Genomic DNA, 18,186 nt, shown 5'->3' with positions numbered 1-18,186 from the left:
CGGCTTACTGGCTCCAGCGCAGGGAGTCGGCGACCATGCGCGCGGTATTGACGGGAATCTCCCCGATGACAGTGACCAGCACCGGCATCTGGTCAACTTCCATGCCCCGGGTATAGACGGTGGTGCTGCCGGCGCGCTTCATCCCCTCTCCGGGGCGAATCGGCCGCTCGAGTTCCTCAACGAAGACCGAGAACACGGCGAGACCATCGGTAAAGGTTTTGCGCGAACCGTTGTCCGGCGGCGCGTCGGTGGGCGTGAAACCCTTCGGCAACCAGTGGGGCGACCAGTTGGAAGACACGGTTTCCTGCGCGACCGGACTTTCCGGCCCGGGGTGGTGGGCCTCGTGCACCAGACTTATCTCGGCTCCGTCCGCGGCCCGCCCGTCGTAGGTGAGGTCGGCGAACTGGTACTTTTCCAGCACCCGGTGGTCGCGGTCGATGGTTTCCGAACGCAGCAACAGGCCGGTATCGCGATCCAGTTCCAGGACGTAACCATAGCGGTAGAGATCGCGCGGTGTCGCCTCCAGGCGCACCGCGCGGCGCCCGGCGACCCGGCTGCCCTCGCTGATCTGGAAGCGGTAGTGCTCGGCCAGGCCGCACTCGCCACTGGCCAGTGCATCCTGCAACAGCAACAGTCGGTGACCCGGGTGAATGCACTGCAGCGGGTGCTCGGGGCGCTGGACCTCGGCGCCCTGCCCGGTCAGCTGGGTTAGCCGTTCGCTGCTGGCGCCATCGTCAACCGAGCTGGCCACCTGCATGACCTGCATGTCCTCGCCCTGGCGCTGCAGGGTGACCACGCCGTGATAATTGGCCTGGTCGGCGCTGCGCACCATTCGATCGAGCCACTGCAGGGCTTCCATATCGCTGTCAGAGCAATGGCTGGTCGGGGAGCTTGCGCCTTCAGGGCTGGCGCCGGCCAGGGTGACCGGCAGGGAAATCAGGGTGGCTGCCAGTACCTTGTACAGCCGGGAGGTGTACCGCGATGCTGGCACCGGCGTATTACTCGTGAATCTCCGGCACCCGGGCGAAGGGTATCAGGCCCTGCGGTGAGTTCAGCGCCGCGTGTTCCGCATGCTCCTGCATGTAGATCTGCATGCGCTGGCGGGCGAGTTCTTCATAGGCGGTGCGGGCGGACGGCTGCAGGATGGGCGCGGCGACGGACTCGGTGCCGTAGCTGGCGCGCACCGGGACCGCACCGATGCTGTTGATCAGGCCGACCGGGGATACGCCGCCGGTGGACGCGGCCTCTTCGCCGTAGGGGTCCTCGGCATTGATGCCGGCCAGCTGCTGGCCGCCGATGACCACCGTAGCGGCGACTGAAGCCGCAACGGCAAAACTGGCGAGGGGACGGCGCAATTTCTGGCCGAAGGATTCCGCGCGGCGCACGCCGGGGGCCTCGAGGGCATCGCGCACCCGGGAGGAGATATCCATATGGAGGAAATGATTTCCCGCCAGCGAACCCCTTGCCACCTGGTAGCGTCGCCAGGTCTCGAGCAATTCGGGGTCCTCATCAAGGGCCCTGATCAAGCGCCGGGTTTCGAGTTCATTGGCCTCGTCGTCCAACATCGCGGACAGTGATTCCCGCAGCCGTTCACTCATTTGCCATTCCTCCGCACTGCGCGGTCACGCGCCACCGAACATGTTTGTCGAAAACAACCACGGTCAAAACTGACCATCCATCTGCTCTTTCACTTTCAGGTCTATCGCTTCACGGGCCCGGAAAATCCGGGAACGGACAGTGCCTACCGGGCACTCCATGACTTCCGCTATTTCCTCGTAACTCAGACCATCAAATTCCCGCAAAGTTACCGCTGTTCGCAATTCATCGGGCAAATCGTCAATAGCCGCCTCGACTACCGCTTTCAGCTCAGCCCCGAACAGGGCATTTTCCGGCGTTTCGATTTCCCTCAGGGCGCCTCCGCCCTCAAAATACTCGGCATCGGCAATCTCGACGTCCGTGCCCGGCGGCCGCCGCGAGCGCGAAACCAGGTGGTTCTTCGCGGTGTTGACGGCTATGCGGTAGAGCCAGGTATAAAACTGGCTGTCGCCGCGGAACTTCGGTAACGCCCGATATGCCTTGATAAACGCTTCCTGGGCAACATCCTGGACTTCATCGGCATCGTGCACATAGCGGCTGATGAGTCCAAAAATCTTGTGCTGGTATTTCAACACCAGCAGGTCAAATGCCCTGGTGTCGCCACGTTTAACCCTGGCGACCAATTGCTGATCGGTTTCGGCAGCCGTCACCCGGTGTACCCCTCCATGACTAACGGCTGTGCTGCCATGACCATAAAATCTGTGCCCCGCCGACCGCCCCGGCGACCTTCTCGCGCCGGCACCGGTGTCCGCGGGCAACTGTATGAAACCACTCGTTCGAAAAAGTTCCCCACCGCGGGATTTCCTTATTTTGCCGGAGGTCGTTTATACTCGCCCCGAATCTGCCCGGTAGCGCTAAGCTGCTGAGGCACATGATATATTTCACCTCCAGAGCCGGCAAGCGACAGTCCAGTGCCCACTGCATTCGAACACGATGTACTGATTATCGGCACCGGTGCCGCCGGCCTCAGCCTGGCCCTGCACCTGCCGTCACACTACCGTATCGCCCTGCTCAGCAAGGCCGACCTCAACCAGGGCTCCACCTTCTGGGCCCAGGGCGGCATGGCGGCTGTCCTGCACGACCGCGACACCATCAATTCCCATGTCGAGGACACGCTGGCCGCGGGCGCCGGCCTGTGCCAGCGCGAGGCGGTGGAGTTTACCGTGCGCAACAGCCGCCACTGCGTCGAATGGCTGGTGCAGCAGGGCGTGGATTTCGACCTGCGCGACGACCAGCTGGACGCCGAGGGGCGGGAATTCCACCTGACCATGGAGGGCGGCCACAGCCACCGGCGGATCATCCACGCCGCCGACCGCACCGGTCGCGCCATTTCCGAGGTGCTGACCGAACGTGCGCTGGAGCGCGACAATATCGAGGTGTTCACCCACCGGGTGGCTGTCGACCTGGTCTGCGACGGGGGCCGCTGCCGGGGCGCCTATGTACTCGACCGGCGCAGCGAGCACGTGGACCTGTTCCAGGCCCGGGCGGTGGTGCTCGCTACCGGCGGGGCCAGCAAGGCCTACCTTTATACCAGCAACCCGGACGGCGCCAGCGGCGACGGTATCGCCATGGCCTGGCGGGCCGGCTGCCGGGTGGCCAACCTCGAGTTCAACCAGTTTCACCCCACCTGCCTGTACCACCCAAGGGCCAAGTCCTTCCTGATCAGCGAGGCGCTGCGCGGCGAAGGGGCAAAACTGCGGCTGCCGGACGGCACCCGCTTCATGCCGGCCTTCGACGAGCGGGCCGAACTGGCTCCCCGGGACGTGGTGGCGCGCGCCATTGACCACGAGATGAAACGGCTGGGCCTGGACTGCGTGTTCCTCGACATCTCCCACCAGCCGCGGGAATTCCTGGAAAGCCATTTCCCGACGATCATGGAGCGCTGCGCGGAATTCGGCATCGACATCACCAGCGAGCCGATCCCGGTGGTGCCCGCCGCCCACTACACCTGTGGCGGCGTCATCGTGGACACCGCGGGCCGCACCGACGTGCCGGGGCTCTACGCGATTGGCGAAACCTCCTGCACCGGCCTGCACGGCGCCAACCGCATGGCATCCAATTCACTGCTGGAGTGTATCGTCTACGCGGAATCCGCCGCCGCGGATATTGCCGCCAGCATCGACGCCCTGCCGGTACCGACCCTCGCGCCGGCCTGGGACGAGAGCCAGGTCACCGACTCGGACGAGGACGTGGTGATCTCCCACAACTGGGACGAGTTGCGCCGTTTCATGTGGGACTACGTGGGCATCGTACGCACCAACAAGCGGCTGCAGCGCGCCCTGCACCGGGTTACCCTGTTGCAGGCCGAGATCGCCGAGTACTACGGCAATTACAAGGTCGGCAACGACCTGCTGGAGCTGCGCAACCTGGCCATGGTAGCAGAGCTGATGATCCGCTGCGCCATCGAGCGCAAGGAGAGCCGCGGGCTGCATTACACCCTGGACTACCCGGATACGCTGCCGGTGGCCGAGAACACGGTGCTCACCCCCTCAAACAGCCCGCTGCAGGGTTAATCTCACCCGCAGCCGGCGCAAGCCGTCGCGCGGCGCGCTGTCGGCGAACAGCCACAGCGCTTCGCGCCCTCCACCCTCCTCGCGCCAGGCGAGCCAGGTGCACCAGGGCAGGCAGTGCCAGTGCAGGGGCTGGATAAACTGCCGCCCCTCGCCTTCCCGCTGAATCCACCACTGCCCCTGCCGCCAGTAGAGTCCGGGGAGCCGCTGGCGGCGCCGGGAATAGTCGCGGGCAATCGCGGTAAACAGCAGGAGCTGTGCCAGGCCCAGGCCGGCTATGGCGGTGGGGGCGACGCCGGCGCGGGCGAGCAGCAGCAGGTTGGCGAGTTGCAGCCCGGCGAGGGCGAGGAAAAACAGGCGTGGGTACCGGGATTCAGCGATCCGCAGGCGGAGTTCGGGCGAAGTCGAGAATGTCGCTGACAATGGCGGCCAGTTCCTCGTCCTGGGGTATCTCGCGGCGCAGGAACCAGGCGAAAAGGTCCTGGTCTTCACTCTCCATCAGCCGGCGGAAACGGGCGCGGTCTTCTTCACCAAGCACCTGGTAGCGGCCGTTGACGAAGGGTTCGAGCACGAGGTCCAGTTCCAGCATGCCGCGACGGGCGGCCCAGCGCATGCGGTTGAGTTCGTCGTCGGTTGCTACCATGGGGGATTGGTCTCTTCAGGTCCACGTCAGGGGGGCGGCATTATAACGTCTTATGTAGTCTTCGGGAGGGACATAATCAAACTGGATTTCATGGATTCATCCTTCGAACCTGCATCGGACCTCCGGGATCCGGGGCGATTTACCCGGTTGAAACACGCCAAAAAGCGGGCATCCATGCCCAGGCTCGGTCGGCGACGTCCTCTCGCCTCACGGTTTCAACCGGGTAAACCGCCCCGACTCCCTGCGGAATTCGACCGTCACAGCATCATCCGCGACCTACTGACAGTGAGACGTGCAACCCCTATCATGAGTGCCCCGGCCAGATGAGGTAACCACCGTGAGTGCGTTTTACGCCGAACTGAGCAGCGAGGGCCTGCTGCATATCGAAGGCCCGGATACACTGAAATTCCTGCAGGGCCAGACCACCTGCGACACCCGCACGCTGAGTGCGAGCCAGTCGCTGCCCGGCGCCTACTGCAATCCCCAGGGGCGGATGGTCTGCGACTTCCTGCTCACCCAGCTGGCCGGCGAGCACGTGGTGCTGCGCATGCGGCGCTCGATCATGGCGAGCGCGGCGGCCACGCTGGGCAAGTACATCCTGTTTTCCAAGGCGAAGCTGGATGCGGCTCGCGAAGACTGGTCGGTGTTTGCCTGCTGGGGAGAGGATGCGGAATCGCTGCTGTCCTCGATCGTGGGGGAAATTCCCGTGGGCGCCTATGCGGCCGCGATGACCGAGGGCTGTGCGGTGGTGCGTATGGCCGAGGCCCTGCCTTATTTCGAGGTATACCTGGGACTGGCGCAGCAGGCGGAGTTCCTGCAGCGCATCGCAGAGGCCATGCAGGCCGCGGACGAGGCGCTGTGGCAGGCCTGGCAGATCGGCCAGGGCATCGCCCGGGTGGAGGCGGAGACTGTGGGTGAATTCATTCCGCAGCTCTTCAACTATGACCTCACCGGCCATGTCAGCTTCACCAAGGGCTGCTACACGGGGCAGGAGATCGTCGCGCGCCTGCACTACCGCGGCAAGCCGAAACAGCGTACGCACCTGCTGGAACTGGACGGAGACATGGCCCTGGCCGCGGGCACCAAACTGTTCACGCCGGGGCAGGACAACAGTACCGGCACGCTGCTGAACAGCGCGGCGGTGGCTGGCCACACTCTCTGCCTGGCGGCGGTGAATGCCCAGGGAGTCAGCGGCGGGTTGCAGCTCGAGGGCGGCAACCCGCTGGTCATGAAGGAACTGCCTTACGCGTTGCCGTCCTGAAGCGGGCGGTCGAGGCGGCTGGCAACGGCATCAAGGAAGCCCTGCATATCCACCACCGTCTCGGTTTCCGGGGTGGTGGTCTTGCCTTTCAGGTCACCGGTGATGACGCCGTCCGCGACGGTTTCGATAAGGGCGTTCTTCAGGTGTGCTGAATAGTCCGCCAGGGCCTCGTTGGCCTCGCGCTCGGCCATGGTCTCCAGGGCGTTGGCCACGGCGTAGATCAGCGCGGAGGAGTTGAAGTGCGCCTCCTTGCCGTCGGTTTCCAGGTAGCGCAGGTAGAGGTCGTGGGCCGTGCCGTGGGGCGCCTCGAACAGCATGGTGCCGTCCTTGCTCTCGATGATCGAGCTGGCGGTGGCCAGGCTGCCGCCGAGGGCGGCGGCGATGTCGGAGAAGATGTCGCCGTCGAGGTTCTGCGCGGGGTACAGCGCGCTGCGCGGCGGGTCGCAGATCATCTTCTTCAGCTGGCTGGAGGGGCGCATGATCATGAACGAGGGCGGACGCACCCCGGAATTGGCCAGCTCGTAGCGCACTTCCAGCAGCACCTTGCTGAATACCTCGTCATACTCCATGTATTCGCGCTTGAGGCCGAAATACACCTCCTTGTTCTTGTTGGAGGCGTCGCGGAAGACCTGCAGCACCCAGTCCTTGATGGCCTGGCGGTCGTTGGACATGAACAGGATCGGGTCACCCTTGCCCACTTCGCGGGCGTGCATCTCCTCGCCGTCGATCATCACCCGGAGGATACCGTCCTCTTCCACCGCCATGTTGAAGCTGCCGTACTGGTCGCCGCCGCCGGCGCTCATGCGCGACAGGGAGACGTGGGACTTGCGGGTGGGGATGCCGTACTTCTTCAGCTCGTTGACCAGCTTGTACAGCTTGCGGCCTGAAGTATTGTCGGGGACACCCCAGAGGGCGCGTTCCGGCGGGTTGGCGACCATGCGCGCGGCCTGGGCATCGATCAGCTCGTAGTGGTAGGCAAGCCCGGCCGCGGCCAGCTGGTCCTTGTAATCACGGTGATAGATTTCCTCGATGGCGCTGCGCATGACGCCGTCATAGCCGGGAATCACGGTATCCTTGAGGCCCAGGTAGGCGTCGCGCTTCTCCGCGATGGCCCGCTGGAAGAATTCGTGGGCCCAGGCGCGGACGTCATCCAGGGCGTTGGTCGCCAGCAACCAGGGATCGCCCTTGCGCAGGGTGCGCCGGTGCAGCTCCACCGGGTCGCCGCTGCTGCCGACAAAGATCACCTTGGCCACACCGGTGGTGCGGGTCAGGGCGTTGGCGCTGTGCTTGATCCCCCCCTGCTCCATGGTGAAGACCTCGATATCGCGGCCGATCCACTGCGGATGTTTCACTTCGAGGTTGCGGAACTGAATGTCCTCACGGGTGATGTTGCCGTGGATGCCCTTGCGGATGGCCCCGTTGGGGGACTTGGTGGCGAGCTTGTCGAGTTTTGCCTCTTCGATCCCCGGGTGGCGCGCCAGCAGGTCGTCCAGCTGGCTGCGGTTGACAGTCATACCGGCGTTCTTGATGCCCACCCCGTGCTCGCGCAGCGCGGCGATGGCGTCGGCTACCACGGCGCCGTTGGTCACCACGCGGTTCTCGGCGGAGAGATCGATTTCAACCAGTGGTATCGCCAGGCGGCTGGTGATGAACATGTCCAGGATACGCTCGAACGCCACCTGCGCCATCTCGTCCCCATGCAGGATAACAAGCGGGCGCTGCACACTGATTTTGTTTGCCATTTTGCTCTCTCAAGAATCGATTGACATGGCCCGCTCCGGAACGAGGGGCTCATTGCTCGCCACCGGACGGCGGCGAAAACGCCATTTTACCTGACTTGGGGCCTGCTTACCGGTAAATATTTACCGCTTTGCGCCGTCCCGACCCCGCGCGATCCCGATCCCGCTACATGCCGTGGGTGACCAGCGCCCTGCGCCGGCCCTGCGGACGGCGCTCGAACACCACCACGCTGTCATAGCAGGCGATATAGTCCGTGCTGCGGGTAAATTCGGTCACCGGCAGTGCCTCGCGGGTATGCACGGCATTGAGTTCGTCGAGCTTGTGCTTGGTGAACTCCATGAAGGTACCCTCGCGGCGCAGGCCACCGCCGAAGACTTCCCAGTAGCAGGTATGGGTATCCTCCACCAGGTACACCCCGTTCGGCTGCACCCGGTGGTACATCATCTCGAAGGTGGCGATCATGTGCTCCATGATATGGCTGCCGTCGTCGATCACGATGTCCACCTGCGGATAGCGCTCGAACACCTGTTCGATGACCGCCGGATCGTCCTGGCTGCCGATGAGTATCTCGATGGCGTCTTCCGCGTGGCGGGCGCAATCCGGATTGATGTCGATGCCCACCACCTTGCAACCGGGCCCGAAATAGTCCTTCCACATCTGCAGGGAACCGCCCCACTTGACCCCGATCTCCACGATGACCGGCGACTTGCCGCGAAAGCGCTCGAAGTGGCGCTCATAGATATCGAAAAAGTGCAGCCACTTGTGGATGCGCTTGTCGCCGTTGTTGAGAAAATACCGGTGGAGAGTTCCGTCACCCATGTTTCGCTGAGTTCCTGTGCAGTAGGGCTGCCGCCCGGGGCACGGAGCACCGCGCCCCGCCGGGCTACTTTACCGGCGCGGACGTCGAAGTGCACCCCAACCTACCCTGTTGGGTACTTGCACCGAAGTTAGAGTGTGAGACAGAACCTGCCCTCCGGAACCGCCTCACACTCTACCCGTGGCATAAGCTTCAAAGTCAGCCACTTCGTTAGCCAATGGCCAATGGCGTCCGAAAGTGCGTCGGGTTAGAGTGCACACCTTCACTCCGGGGTATTTTTAGATGCGCAGTTTCCTGCCACTGATTCGCGCCGAATGGCCCCTGCTGCTGTTCGGTTTCGGCATGTTGTTCTGCTCCAGCTTCGGGCAGACCTTTTTTATCGGCCTGTTCAGCGGGGCGATCCGCGAGGACCTGGGCCTCAGCCACGGTGAATTCGGTGCCATCTACTCCGCGGCGACCCTCGCCAGCGCCGTGCTGCTGGTGTGGAGCGGCGCGCTGATCGACCGCCTGGACCTGCGCCTGTTCACCTGCCTGGTGGCCCTCGGCCTGGCCCTGGGCTGCGCGCTGCTCGCCGGCAGCCAGGGCGCCCTCACCCTGCTTATCGCCATCTTCATGCTGCGGCACATGGGCCAGGGCCTGCTCGGGCTCACCGGCCCCACCGCGACCATGCGCTACGTGGCGACAGATCGCGGCAAGGCCAATGCCATCGTGGGGATGGGATTTTCCTTCAGCGAGGCCCTGCTGCCCACCCTGGCCATCGCCCTGCTGGGACTGGTCGGCTGGCGCCAGTCCTGGCTGCTCTGGGGTGCCGTAGCGCTGCTGCTGGCGCCGGCGATCTGCCTGTGGGCACTGCGCGGCCACAGTGCACGGCATTCGGCTTACCTGCAGGGGCTGGACGACAGCCACGCCGCGGCGGCCAACAGCCGGCAACGCCAGTGGACCCGCAACGAGGTCATCCGCGATCCACAGCTTTACCTGTTCCTGCCGGCGCTGATCGCCCAGCCCATGCTGTTCACCGGTTTTATCTTCCACCAGGTAAAACTGGTGGAAGACAAGCACTGGGACCTGGGGCTGTGGGCGCAACTGTTCGTGTTCTATGCGGCGGTTAACGTGGTCTGCAAGCTGTTCGCAGGGCTGATCGTCGATCGCTTCGGCGCCGTGCGCTCAGTGCCGCTGGTCTGCCTGCCCCTGGGGGCCGGCCTGCTGTTGCTGGCGTGTTCCGACAGTTTCCTGGTGGCCTGGGGTTTCATGGGCCTGATGGCGGTGTCGGTGGGCGCCTATTCCACCCTGTCGTCACCCTTTTACTCGGAGATGTACGGCACGCTCCACCTCGGCGCGATCAAGTCCTTCACCGCCGCGACCATGGTTTTCGCCACCGCCGTCGCCCCGCTGGTCATGGGCTGGCTGATCGACCGCGGGATGAGCATGGACGCCATGGCGGTGGGCGCCGCGGTTTACGTGGTGATCGCCAGCGCCCTGGCACGCCTGGGCGCCCGGCGCCGGTTCGCGGCGACCGCTACCACCCCTGCGGGTTGACGCGGCGCCGCTGCAAGGCTTTGCCGCGGCTCAGGGGGCTACCTGCAGGAAACGCGCCCAGCGGTCCTGGAAGCGCACCACCATGCCGGGCGTGGCTTCTCCCAGCCCCGCGGCGCGCAGGCCTGGATAGCGCGCCACCACCTGGTGCAGTTGCGACTCCTCGTTCATATCGGCGTCGACAAAGAACAGGTGCTGACCGGCCTTCAGCGCCGACTCGAAGCGGCGGAAGTCCGCATGTTTTTCCTGGATGCCGATAAGGCCGCCCTCCCAGGTACAGAAGCCCAGCAACACGATGGCAAGGAAAATCACCGGCACCCAGCCGATACCGTGGGTGATACCGGTGAGCCAGCCCAGCCCCACGACCGCCGCGGCACAGAGCAGGCCGACCAGCGCGCCGCGCTCGGTGCCGCGGACAACGTCCTTCCTGAGCACCGCTTCTACCGGGTGCAGGTGTTTCTGTTCAACCGCTGCGTCGTCCTCGCTGAGGACGTGGATTTGCGGCGTGGTGAAACCCGTCTCCTGGAGTTCGCGGCCGACCGCCTGGAGAACATCGAGATTGTCTGAAAGAAAGTAGTGGCGCTTCATGCAAGAGCCTCCTATCGTGTGCCGGACCTGGCACCCGGAGGGGCATACCGCAGCGCCCCGTCGGGTACGCAGCATTTGCGTGCAATAACCGGCATAGCGCCGGCGATACAGCTATGAACAAATTATAGCCTAATTGGTTCCCGGTAAACTGCCACTGACAATTTCGTAGAGGGCCGGGCGGTGCTGGCGGATTTCCTCCAGCGACAGGCCCTCGAGGGAATGCGGGAACTTCAGCCAGTCGGCGGTCTCGTGGAGGTAGTAATCGGGAACCCGGGCGACCTCGCTGCGGGTGGGCTTGTAGTAGGGCACGGCCACGCGGATTTCCCCGGGTGTATTCAGGCGGGCCTTGGCGTGCAGGTCGTCGATCACCGCCTCGATGGTGTGGCCGGTGTCGAAGACGTCATCGACGATCAGCAGGCGGTCCTGGTGAGTGACATGCTTGACCAGGTAACTCATGCCGTGGATCCGGATCTGGCTGCGGCGGTCGTCGATATGGGCTTCGTAGGATGAGGTGCGAATCGCGATGTGGTCGGTTTCCACCCCGGAATAGGCCAGCATTTCCTGGACTGCGATGCCGATCGGGGCGCCGCCGCGCCAGATGGCGATGATGATCGAGGGTTTGAAATCGCTCGCCAGCACCATGGCGCCCAGGCGGAACGCGTCCTCGAGCAGTTGCTGGGCTCCGATGTAGATTTTCTCCGACAAAAAGTCATTCCCCCTGTAGGCCTGCATAGTATAGTTTGGGCTGGCGGTTCCTGGGGAGAGAAAAGTGGACCAACCGGTTACAAAACGTTTCATCGAGGAGGAGGAACTGCTCAATGATGCCTTCCGCCTGGCGGTGAACATTTACCAGAGCGGCTTCCACCCCAACTTCATTGTCGGCGTCTGGCGCGGCGGTTCCGCAGTGGGCATCTATGTGCAGGAGTGCCTGCAGTTCCTCGGCGTGAAAACCGACCACATCGCCATCCGCACCTCCTACCAGGGCATGGAAAATTACCTGCGCACCATCGGCAGCCCGGAAAGCATTCGCGTCCACGGCCTGCAATACCTGTACGAGAACCTCAACCACGACGATCGCCTGCTGATTGTCGACGACGTTTTCAGTACCGGCTACAACATCGAGGCGGTGATTGAGCGCCTGCAGGCGAAGTGCAAACGCAACATGCCGGCGGATACCCGGGTCGCGGTGCCCTACTACAAACCGTCCCGCAACCGGACCGGCCGGGTGCCCGACTACTTCCTGCACCAGAGCGACGAATGGCTGGTCCTGCCCTATGAACTGCAGGGCCTGAGCCGGGCGGAAATCGAAACCCACAAGCCCTGGCTGCTACCGATACTGGCGCTGCGCGACGGGCACTGAGCCACCCCGGCCACCCCTCGCACCAGCGCGGTGCGAGCCTCGCCCAATTACTGACCATTTGGTCCATTTAATTCCGGTCCCGGCCCGCGAAGACTGCGCCCGCGGCGGTCTGGTACGAAAAATGCTGTACAGGAACGAATAGCCCAGCCGGACCCAGCCCGTTTCATGCCAGAGCACTGTACTGCGATCATCAACGCCAGAATCTATTGCGTGGACTCGCAGTTCCGCGTCCTCAACCCCGGCACCATCATCTTCGAACAGGGCCTGATTACCGCGGTAGGTCCCGGCGAATCCACCGTCGTCCCGCCCGGCAGCCGGGTTATCGACGGGCGCAACCGCCTCGCGGTACTGCCGGGGCTGGTGGACGCCCACTGCCATTCCAGCCTGCTGAAAGGCTTTTCGGAAAGCGCCCAGCTGATGGACTGGCTGCCCGAGTACCAGCGTGAACACCAGGCGCTGCGGGCCGAGGACGCCTACTACGCCTGCCTGGTGACCTACATGGAGGCATTGCGGGGCGGCACCACCACACTGCTGGACATGTACCGCTTCATGCACGAGGGCAACCGCGCCGCCGACCTGCTGGGACTGCGCGTCCACCTCGTCCCCTATGCTGCGGACAACCCCGGCAAGGCTTTTTTCGAAACCCTGGAAACCACCGAGCAAGCCATCCGCGACCTCGACCACTGTCGCGGCGGGCGCACCCGGGCCTGGGTGGGGCTGGAGCACATCACCTACTGCTCCGAACCGATGTTCCGCGCCGCCCGCGACCTCGCCGACCGCTACGGGGTGCCCATCCACACCCACACCAGCGAGCAGCGCGAGGAAGTCGCCGCGGTTATCGACCTGTTCGGTGAACGCCCGGTCTACAAATTCAGGGACTGGGGCATTCTCAAGCCGGGATCCCTGCTGGCCCACTGTGTCTGGCTCGACGAGGGCGAACTGGAGGTACTGGCGGACACCGGCACCGGGGTCGCCCACTGTCCGGTGAGCAACATGAAACTGGCCTCCGGACCCGCGCCACTGGCGCAATTCCGCCAGCGGGGTATTCCGGTGGCACTGGGCACCGACGGCGGAGTCAGCAACAACGCGATCAGCATGTGGGAATCGATGAAAAGCGCTTCCCTGTTGCAGAAGGTGACTCACCTGGACGCCACCCGGATCGACGCCGGCGAGGCGCTGCGCATGGCCACGATCGAGGGCGCCCGGGTTCTCGGCGTGGGTCGCGAGATCGGCTCGCTGGAGCCCGGCAAGCAGGCCGACCTGATCACGGTTGACCTCTGGCAACCGCACCTGATGCCACTCGCCGAGGCCGAGGGCCACGATCCCGTGCTCTGGAACCTGGTATTCGCCGGTCGCGCCAGCGATGTCCGCGATGCCTGGGTACAGGGCGAACAACTGCTCGCCGGCGGCAGGTTCCGCCGCGCGGACGAAAACGCTCTGCTGGAAGAAATTCACGCCGCCACGGTGGCCTTCCTCGAACGCCGGCGCGGGTTCGCGCCAATCCCGATGGTTTGACAACGGAGAAACCGGATGAATACAAGATGCCTCGCCGGCCTGGCACTGGCCTGCCTGCCCGCACTCGGCAGCGCCCAGGTACTGGTCGAGAACGCCACCATCCTCACCCTCGCCGAGGGCCAGGACACCCCCTTTACCGGCTACCTGCTCGCCACCAGCGACGGCGCCATTGCCGCCATCGGGGCAGGCGAGTACCAGGGCGAACTGCCGATAGCGACCTCGGTTGTCGACGCGCAGGGCAAACTGCTGGTCCCCGGCTTCGTCTCCGCCCACAACCACCTGTGGCAGACCGCCTTCCGCGGGCTGGCCATCGACGATGTCCTCTACCCCTGGCTGCAGGCCCTGCACTGGACCTACGGTGACAATTTCAGCGATGGCGACTTCTACTGGTTCACCCTGCACGGCGCCATGGACCAGTTGGCCCACGGCATCACCACCACCTACAGCCACTCCCAGCGCCTTGGCGGCAGCGAGGAACAATACCTCGAATCGCTCACCGCGGAAGCCGGCTTCAGCCAGCACTTCGTGTTCTCCTACAACGGCAATGTGAACCAGGCTCCCGCCGCCTACCGCAAGGACTTCGCCGCGTTCATGGCAAAGTCCGAGGCGATAATGGCGGCGCCGGGCAGCTCCATGCTCGCCCCCGCGGTACACTCGGTCGGCCTCCACGGCAACCTGCCCATGCTCAAGGTGGAAATGGAAGTGGCCGCGGAATACGGCCTCGGCGCCCAGTTCCACTACCTGGAACAGTTTTCGCGACGCGCGGAAGACCGCGCCGAATGGCCCGACCTGATGGCCGCCGGTGCCGTGCGTAAGGGCAACAGCTTCGCCCACTTCATCCATACTACCGATGAGATCCGCGACGATACCGCGGCGGGCGGCGCCGGCATGAGCTGGAACCCGCTGTCCAACGGCCGCCTCGCCTCCGGGCTGGCCGACATTCCCGACTACCTCGCCCGCGGCATCCCCGTCGGCATGGGCGTCGACGGCGCCGCCTCCGCCGACATCGGCGACCCCTTCGAAAACATGCGCATGGGCATGTACGCGCTGCGCATGCAGCACAAGGACGCGAAGATCATGTCGCCGCTGCAGGTGATGAAACTGCACACCATGGGCAGTGCCGGGGTCATGGGCGTCGCCGACAAAGTGGGTTCACTCGAAGTCGGCAAGCGCGCCGACTTCCTGATCCTCGACCCGGACTCGCCGGCCACCGGCGCCCTCTTCTACCCGGCGGCGCACATCGTCGCCACCATGAGTGCCGACAACATCGACGCGGTGTATGTCGACGGCAAGCTGCGGGTGAACAACGGCGAGGTGCTGGAACAGGACATGGACCTGGTGCAGCAGGAAGTGGAGCGGCGGGTGGCGGCTATTGTGGCGCGGGAAAATGCGAGCAAATCCGGTGAATCCTGATCAGGCTTCGGGGTTTTGGGGTTAACCTGCCGAGCGCGAGGCGGAACCTGCCTGCTGGAACACGCCAAAAAGCGTACATCCATGTACCGGCTCGGGTGGCGACATCCATGTCGCCACACGGTTCCAGCAGGCAGGTTCCGCCTCACACTCTACCGAACGCACATGCAACAGGTTCAGGTTTGAACTGCAGGTTTTGAGAAGGACCTGAAAGAACGTGCTGGATTTCAACTATTCCGCTTATTCCCGGTAGTCCAGCAAATCCTCCAAGGCATAGCGCCGGCCATTCTTCACGGTCATCACGACATTGTCGCTGTCACTGATATCCGCCAGTGGGTCGCCATCGAGCACCACCATGTCCGCCAGTTTGCCCGCCTCGATGCTACCCAGATCAGCGTCCGCGCCGGCAATTCGCGCAGATTGTAACGTTGCCGCCTGGAGGATTTTCGCGGGCGGGATGCCCTCGCGCTGGTAGAGGCGCAGCTCCGCGTGCAGGCCGGTACCGAAAGGCGTGAAGGGTGAGTCGGTGCCGGTGCCGACCAGGGCGCCGCGGGCGATGAGCTTGCTGAGCAGTTCGCCATAGGCGTCGACGTAACCCTCGCTGCCCGGACCGAAGAAGCCCATGAAATCCTGGTAGGTCTGTTTCATCGGCGGGCCGTAGAAGGCGTCGAACTGGCGGGTGCTGTAGATATCGTCCTGTTCGGTGAAGGTCAGCACGACACCGGGGACGACCATGGTCGGCACCACCCCCATGCCGGAGACGCTCAACACTTCCACCACGTCCTGGTAGCTGCGGCCCAGTTCGCTGATCTTGGTGGTGTAACCGCGGCGACTGGTGCCGGTGAAATGTTCGATGGCGTCGACGCCGTAGACCGCCGCTGGCAGCAGTTCGTGGGAGGTGACCGGCACCCCCATGGCGTGGGCGAACTCCACCACCCGCTGCTGCTGGCGGTCGGGCAGGCGCACGTAGGTCTTGATGAAATCGACGTCGAGCAGTTGTGAGCGCTGCAGCGCGCGCTCCAGGTGCTCATCCGAGGTGATGCCCTCGACCACGGCATAGTAGACCCGGCGCCCGTCGATGTTGTGGCCGGTAATGAAGGTGCGCGGACCGATACGCCGGCCGCTGGACCAGGCTTCCTTGCGTTCGTTGGCGAGGTAGGGATTGGAACCCGGATCGCGGATCGAGGTAATCCCGTAGGCCAGCCAGGCGCGCCCCTGGGATTCGCTGTGGTTGTGGTCGCCGATATGGGCGTGGGATTCGAACAGGCCGGGAATCACCACCTTGTCGGAGGCGTCCACCACCGGCAGGTCGGCGCGGGTTCCCGCCGGATACACGGCGGCGATGCGATTGCCGCGGACGTGGATATCGACGTTCTCGCGGTAGCCGGCCCCGGTTCCGTCGAACAGTTTGCCGGCGCGCAGCAGCCACTCCTCCTGCGGGAGGTCGCGCTGCCAGGTGAGCGCCGGGCTGATATCCTCCACGGCACCGCTGGCCGCCGTCAGGCGCAACAGGCGATTGCCAGCCTGGAATACCAGGTATTTGCCGCCATTACTCCAGTGCGGCGAATCCGCCAGGCCATCGTAGAGCAGCCGCACCGGGCCCGCCGCCGCCAATGCCGCGTCCAGGGGCAGGCCGTAGAGGGCGCCATCCTCGGAAAACGCCGCCATTCCGGCGGCGGCGTAACTGGCGTGGGCAATGCTGCGATGGGGAACCGGGGTAATATCGGTGGTGGTGCCGGACAGCAGGTCCACCACCGCCAGTACATACAGGCCCTCCCGGTAGCGCTGGCTGTAGGGCTCCAGGCGGGTGGTGATGAGCTTGTCGCCGTCAGCGCTCCAGGCAATCGGCTGCGGCGGCATCGGCGCCGAGTGTGTCGTCAGCGCACCGCTGTCGCGGTCGTAAACCGTCAGCTGCCCTACCACATGCAGCAGCGGATTGTCCGGAACGTCGGTAAAGAAGGCCAGTTTGCGGCCGTCCGGCGACCAGCTGGGAAAACTCAGCGAATGCTTCTCAACTGGCAGCACCTCGCGTTCGCCGCTCGCCAGGTCCTGCAGGTAGATGCGGTAGCGGCCGCCGCGGTCGGAGACCCAGGCGAGGCTCCTGCCATCGTCGCTCCACGCCGCCATCTGGTCCGCGGCAGGATCGTCCGTTACCTGCACCAGTGCCCCGCTGCCCGGGTTCCAGCGCCACAGGTCGCCGAGCGCGGTAAAGGCCACCTCTGTCCCGTCGGGTGACAACACCGGGTGGGATATCCCCAGTACCGGCAGCGGCGCGGGACTGTCGAAGTCCCGCTGCTTGCGCGGGTAGTCGCGCGCGGGAATATCGAAACTTACCCGGAAGGGGCGCGCCACCGGCGCAGCTCCCCGCCGCCAGGTGCGTATCGCCCCGTCGCTGGTATAGAGCGCGCTGTCGGCGTCGAGCCAGGTTGCCCTGAAGGGAAACACATCGGCACCCGGCGGCGAGAGGATTTCCTCTCCGCCATCCGCCAGGCTGAGCAGCCGCAGGGCCGAGGTGGCATTGCCGTCGGCATCGCGGTCGAGGGAGCGGAAACTCAGTTGGCCGCCCGCAGGGTGCCAGCGCAGGCCACTGAGTTTCGAGCGGGTTCGGTATACCGCCTGCGGCGCGCCATCACCGACCAGCGCCCGGGTGCGGATTTCCTGCTCCCTGCCGACGGCGGCCATCCAGCCGAAAGCGGCGCCATCCGGCGAGGGCGCGGGCGCGAATTCGTCCGCCGGGTCGTCGGTAAGCCGGACCAGTTCGCCATCGGCGAGCCGCAACTGCCAGATGTCGTAGTTGCCGCTGCGGTCCGAGGAAAACAGGATCGATTGGCCATCCGGCAACCAGACCGGCTCGCGGTCATCGAACAGGGTGTCGGTCAGCCGCTGCGGTTGGGCGCCATCCGCCAGCGCCAGCCGCCAGATATCCCAGCTGCCGTCTCGATAGCCGGTATAGACCAGCGACTTGCCGTCCGGCGCCAGTTCCGGCTCCCAGGCGTCCTCCAGCCAGCCGGTGATTGGCCGTGCGTCAGTGTCGCCCGGGGACTGCCGGTAGAGCCGACCCTGCAGGGCGATGATGGCGTCGCCACTTGGCGGATGCACGCTGGCAGCGAGGTTGGTGCCCTCGGTCAGCACCACCTCCGCAGCCTGTGCCCCGGGGGCGGCGCAGGCCAGCGCCGCACAGAGCAGCCCCGCCGGCATGGCCGAACGCAGCAT

The 18,186-nt window shown here is 64.8% G+C and carries 16 protein-coding genes; 6 read left to right on the top strand and 10 right to left on the bottom strand.

The annotated features are described in order from the left end of the window. Positions 1 to 4 precede the first annotated feature (4 nt). The 3 genes from ACNKU3_RS01295 to rpoE all read right to left on the bottom strand — a co-directional run bounded on the left by ACNKU3_RS01295 (position 5) and on the right by rpoE (position 2,246). Entirely contained in the window at positions 5 to 991 is a 987-nt protein-coding gene (locus tag ACNKU3_RS01295) for a MucB/RseB C-terminal domain-containing protein (protein WP_418257595.1), read from the bottom strand. Positions 992 to 998: 7 nt separating this feature from the next. Further along, complete coding sequence (locus tag ACNKU3_RS01290; RefSeq protein WP_418257594.1) at positions 999 to 1,598, bottom strand: sigma-E factor negative regulatory protein; 600 nt, start codon at positions 1,596 to 1,598, stop codon at positions 999 to 1,001. 63 nt (positions 1,599 to 1,661) lie between these two features. Continuing rightward, positions 1,662 to 2,246, bottom strand: a complete 585-nt coding sequence (gene rpoE / locus ACNKU3_RS01285; protein WP_418257593.1) for an RNA polymerase sigma factor RpoE — start codon at positions 2,244 to 2,246, stop codon at positions 1,662 to 1,664. 261 nt (positions 2,247 to 2,507) lie between these two features. Here rpoE and nadB point away from each other — a divergent pair, with 261 nt between their 5' ends. Further along, positions 2,508 to 4,109 (top strand): L-aspartate oxidase, encoded by a 1,602-nt coding sequence (gene nadB, locus ACNKU3_RS01280; RefSeq protein WP_418257592.1) that lies wholly within the window; start codon positions 2,508 to 2,510, stop codon positions 4,107 to 4,109. On the opposite strand, the gene ACNKU3_RS01275 is transcribed toward nadB, so the two are convergent. Both ACNKU3_RS01275 and ACNKU3_RS01270 read right to left on the bottom strand, forming a co-directional pair. After that, entirely contained in the window at positions 4,086 to 4,529 is a 444-nt protein-coding gene (locus tag ACNKU3_RS01275) for a protein YgfX (RefSeq protein ID WP_418257591.1), read from the bottom strand. The two genes, nadB and ACNKU3_RS01275, sit on opposite strands and share 24 nt — an antisense overlap. After that, positions 4,480 to 4,749: a succinate dehydrogenase assembly factor 2 gene (locus tag ACNKU3_RS01270; RefSeq protein ID WP_418257590.1), complete on the bottom strand. Its 270-nt coding sequence runs from the start codon at positions 4,747 to 4,749 to the stop codon at positions 4,480 to 4,482. Before ACNKU3_RS01270 ends, ACNKU3_RS01275 begins: the two co-directional genes overlap by 50 nt. A gap of 337 nt (positions 4,750 to 5,086) precedes the next feature. On the opposite strand from ACNKU3_RS01270, the gene ACNKU3_RS01265 reads away from it, so the two are divergent. Next, entirely contained in the window at positions 5,087 to 6,010 is a 924-nt protein-coding gene (locus tag ACNKU3_RS01265) for a YgfZ/GcvT domain-containing protein (RefSeq protein WP_418257589.1), read from the top strand. Here ACNKU3_RS01265 and ACNKU3_RS01260 read toward each other — a convergent pair. Further along, positions 5,992 to 7,752, bottom strand: a complete 1,761-nt coding sequence (locus ACNKU3_RS01260; protein WP_418257588.1) for an isocitrate/isopropylmalate family dehydrogenase — start codon at positions 7,750 to 7,752, stop codon at positions 5,992 to 5,994. The two genes, ACNKU3_RS01265 and ACNKU3_RS01260, sit on opposite strands and share 19 nt — an antisense overlap. Before the next feature lie 163 nt (positions 7,753 to 7,915). Then, the gene (locus ACNKU3_RS01255; protein WP_418257587.1) at positions 7,916 to 8,569 is read right to left on the bottom strand and encodes a CmcI family methyltransferase; all 654 of its coding nucleotides are present in this window, start codon (positions 8,567 to 8,569) and stop codon (positions 7,916 to 7,918) included. A 280-nt stretch (positions 8,570 to 8,849) separates the two neighbouring features. Between ACNKU3_RS01255 and ACNKU3_RS01250 the strand changes: the two genes are divergently transcribed. Continuing rightward, entirely contained in the window at positions 8,850 to 10,103 is a 1,254-nt protein-coding gene (locus ACNKU3_RS01250) for an MFS transporter (RefSeq protein ID WP_418257586.1), read from the top strand. 30 nt (positions 10,104 to 10,133) lie between these two features. Here the strand turns inward: ACNKU3_RS01250 and ACNKU3_RS01245 are convergent, their stop codons facing one another. Both ACNKU3_RS01245 and ACNKU3_RS01240 read right to left on the bottom strand, forming a co-directional pair. Then, on the bottom strand, positions 10,134 to 10,688 hold the full coding sequence (locus ACNKU3_RS01245) for an NAD/FAD-utilizing enzyme (RefSeq protein WP_418257585.1): 555 nt from the start codon (positions 10,686 to 10,688) through the stop codon (positions 10,134 to 10,136). 129 nt (positions 10,689 to 10,817) lie between these two features. Then, positions 10,818 to 11,393 carry a phosphoribosyltransferase gene (locus ACNKU3_RS01240; RefSeq protein WP_418257584.1) on the bottom strand — a complete coding sequence of 192 codons (576 nt, stop codon included), beginning with the start codon at positions 11,391 to 11,393 and terminating at the stop codon, positions 10,818 to 10,820. A gap of 64 nt (positions 11,394 to 11,457) precedes the next feature. Here ACNKU3_RS01240 and ACNKU3_RS01235 point away from each other — a divergent pair, with 64 nt between their 5' ends. From ACNKU3_RS01235 to ACNKU3_RS01225, 3 genes are all read left to right on the top strand, one after another. After that, positions 11,458 to 12,048, top strand: coding sequence for a phosphoribosyltransferase (locus ACNKU3_RS01235; protein ID WP_418257583.1), 591 nt, complete (start codon positions 11,458 to 11,460; stop codon positions 12,046 to 12,048). A gap of 165 nt (positions 12,049 to 12,213) precedes the next feature. Next, on the top strand, positions 12,214 to 13,563 hold the full coding sequence (locus ACNKU3_RS01230; protein ID WP_418257582.1) for an amidohydrolase family protein: 1,350 nt from the start codon (positions 12,214 to 12,216) through the stop codon (positions 13,561 to 13,563). A 15-nt stretch (positions 13,564 to 13,578) separates the two neighbouring features. Beyond that, positions 13,579 to 14,976, top strand: coding sequence for an amidohydrolase family protein (locus ACNKU3_RS01225; protein WP_418257581.1), 1,398 nt, complete (start codon positions 13,579 to 13,581; stop codon positions 14,974 to 14,976). A gap of 237 nt (positions 14,977 to 15,213) precedes the next feature. On the opposite strand, the gene ACNKU3_RS01220 is transcribed toward ACNKU3_RS01225, so the two are convergent. After that, the gene (locus ACNKU3_RS01220; protein ID WP_418257580.1) at positions 15,214 to 18,186 is read right to left on the bottom strand and encodes an amidohydrolase family protein; all 2,973 of its coding nucleotides are present in this window, start codon (positions 18,184 to 18,186) and stop codon (positions 15,214 to 15,216) included.

Source organism: Haliea sp. E17 (assembly GCF_048323675.1).
Taxonomy (GTDB): domain Bacteria; phylum Pseudomonadota; class Gammaproteobacteria; order Pseudomonadales; family Halieaceae; genus Mangrovimicrobium.
The sequence above is the reverse complement of the archived record's forward strand: the minus strand, read 5'-3'. Positions and strand labels throughout refer to the sequence as shown.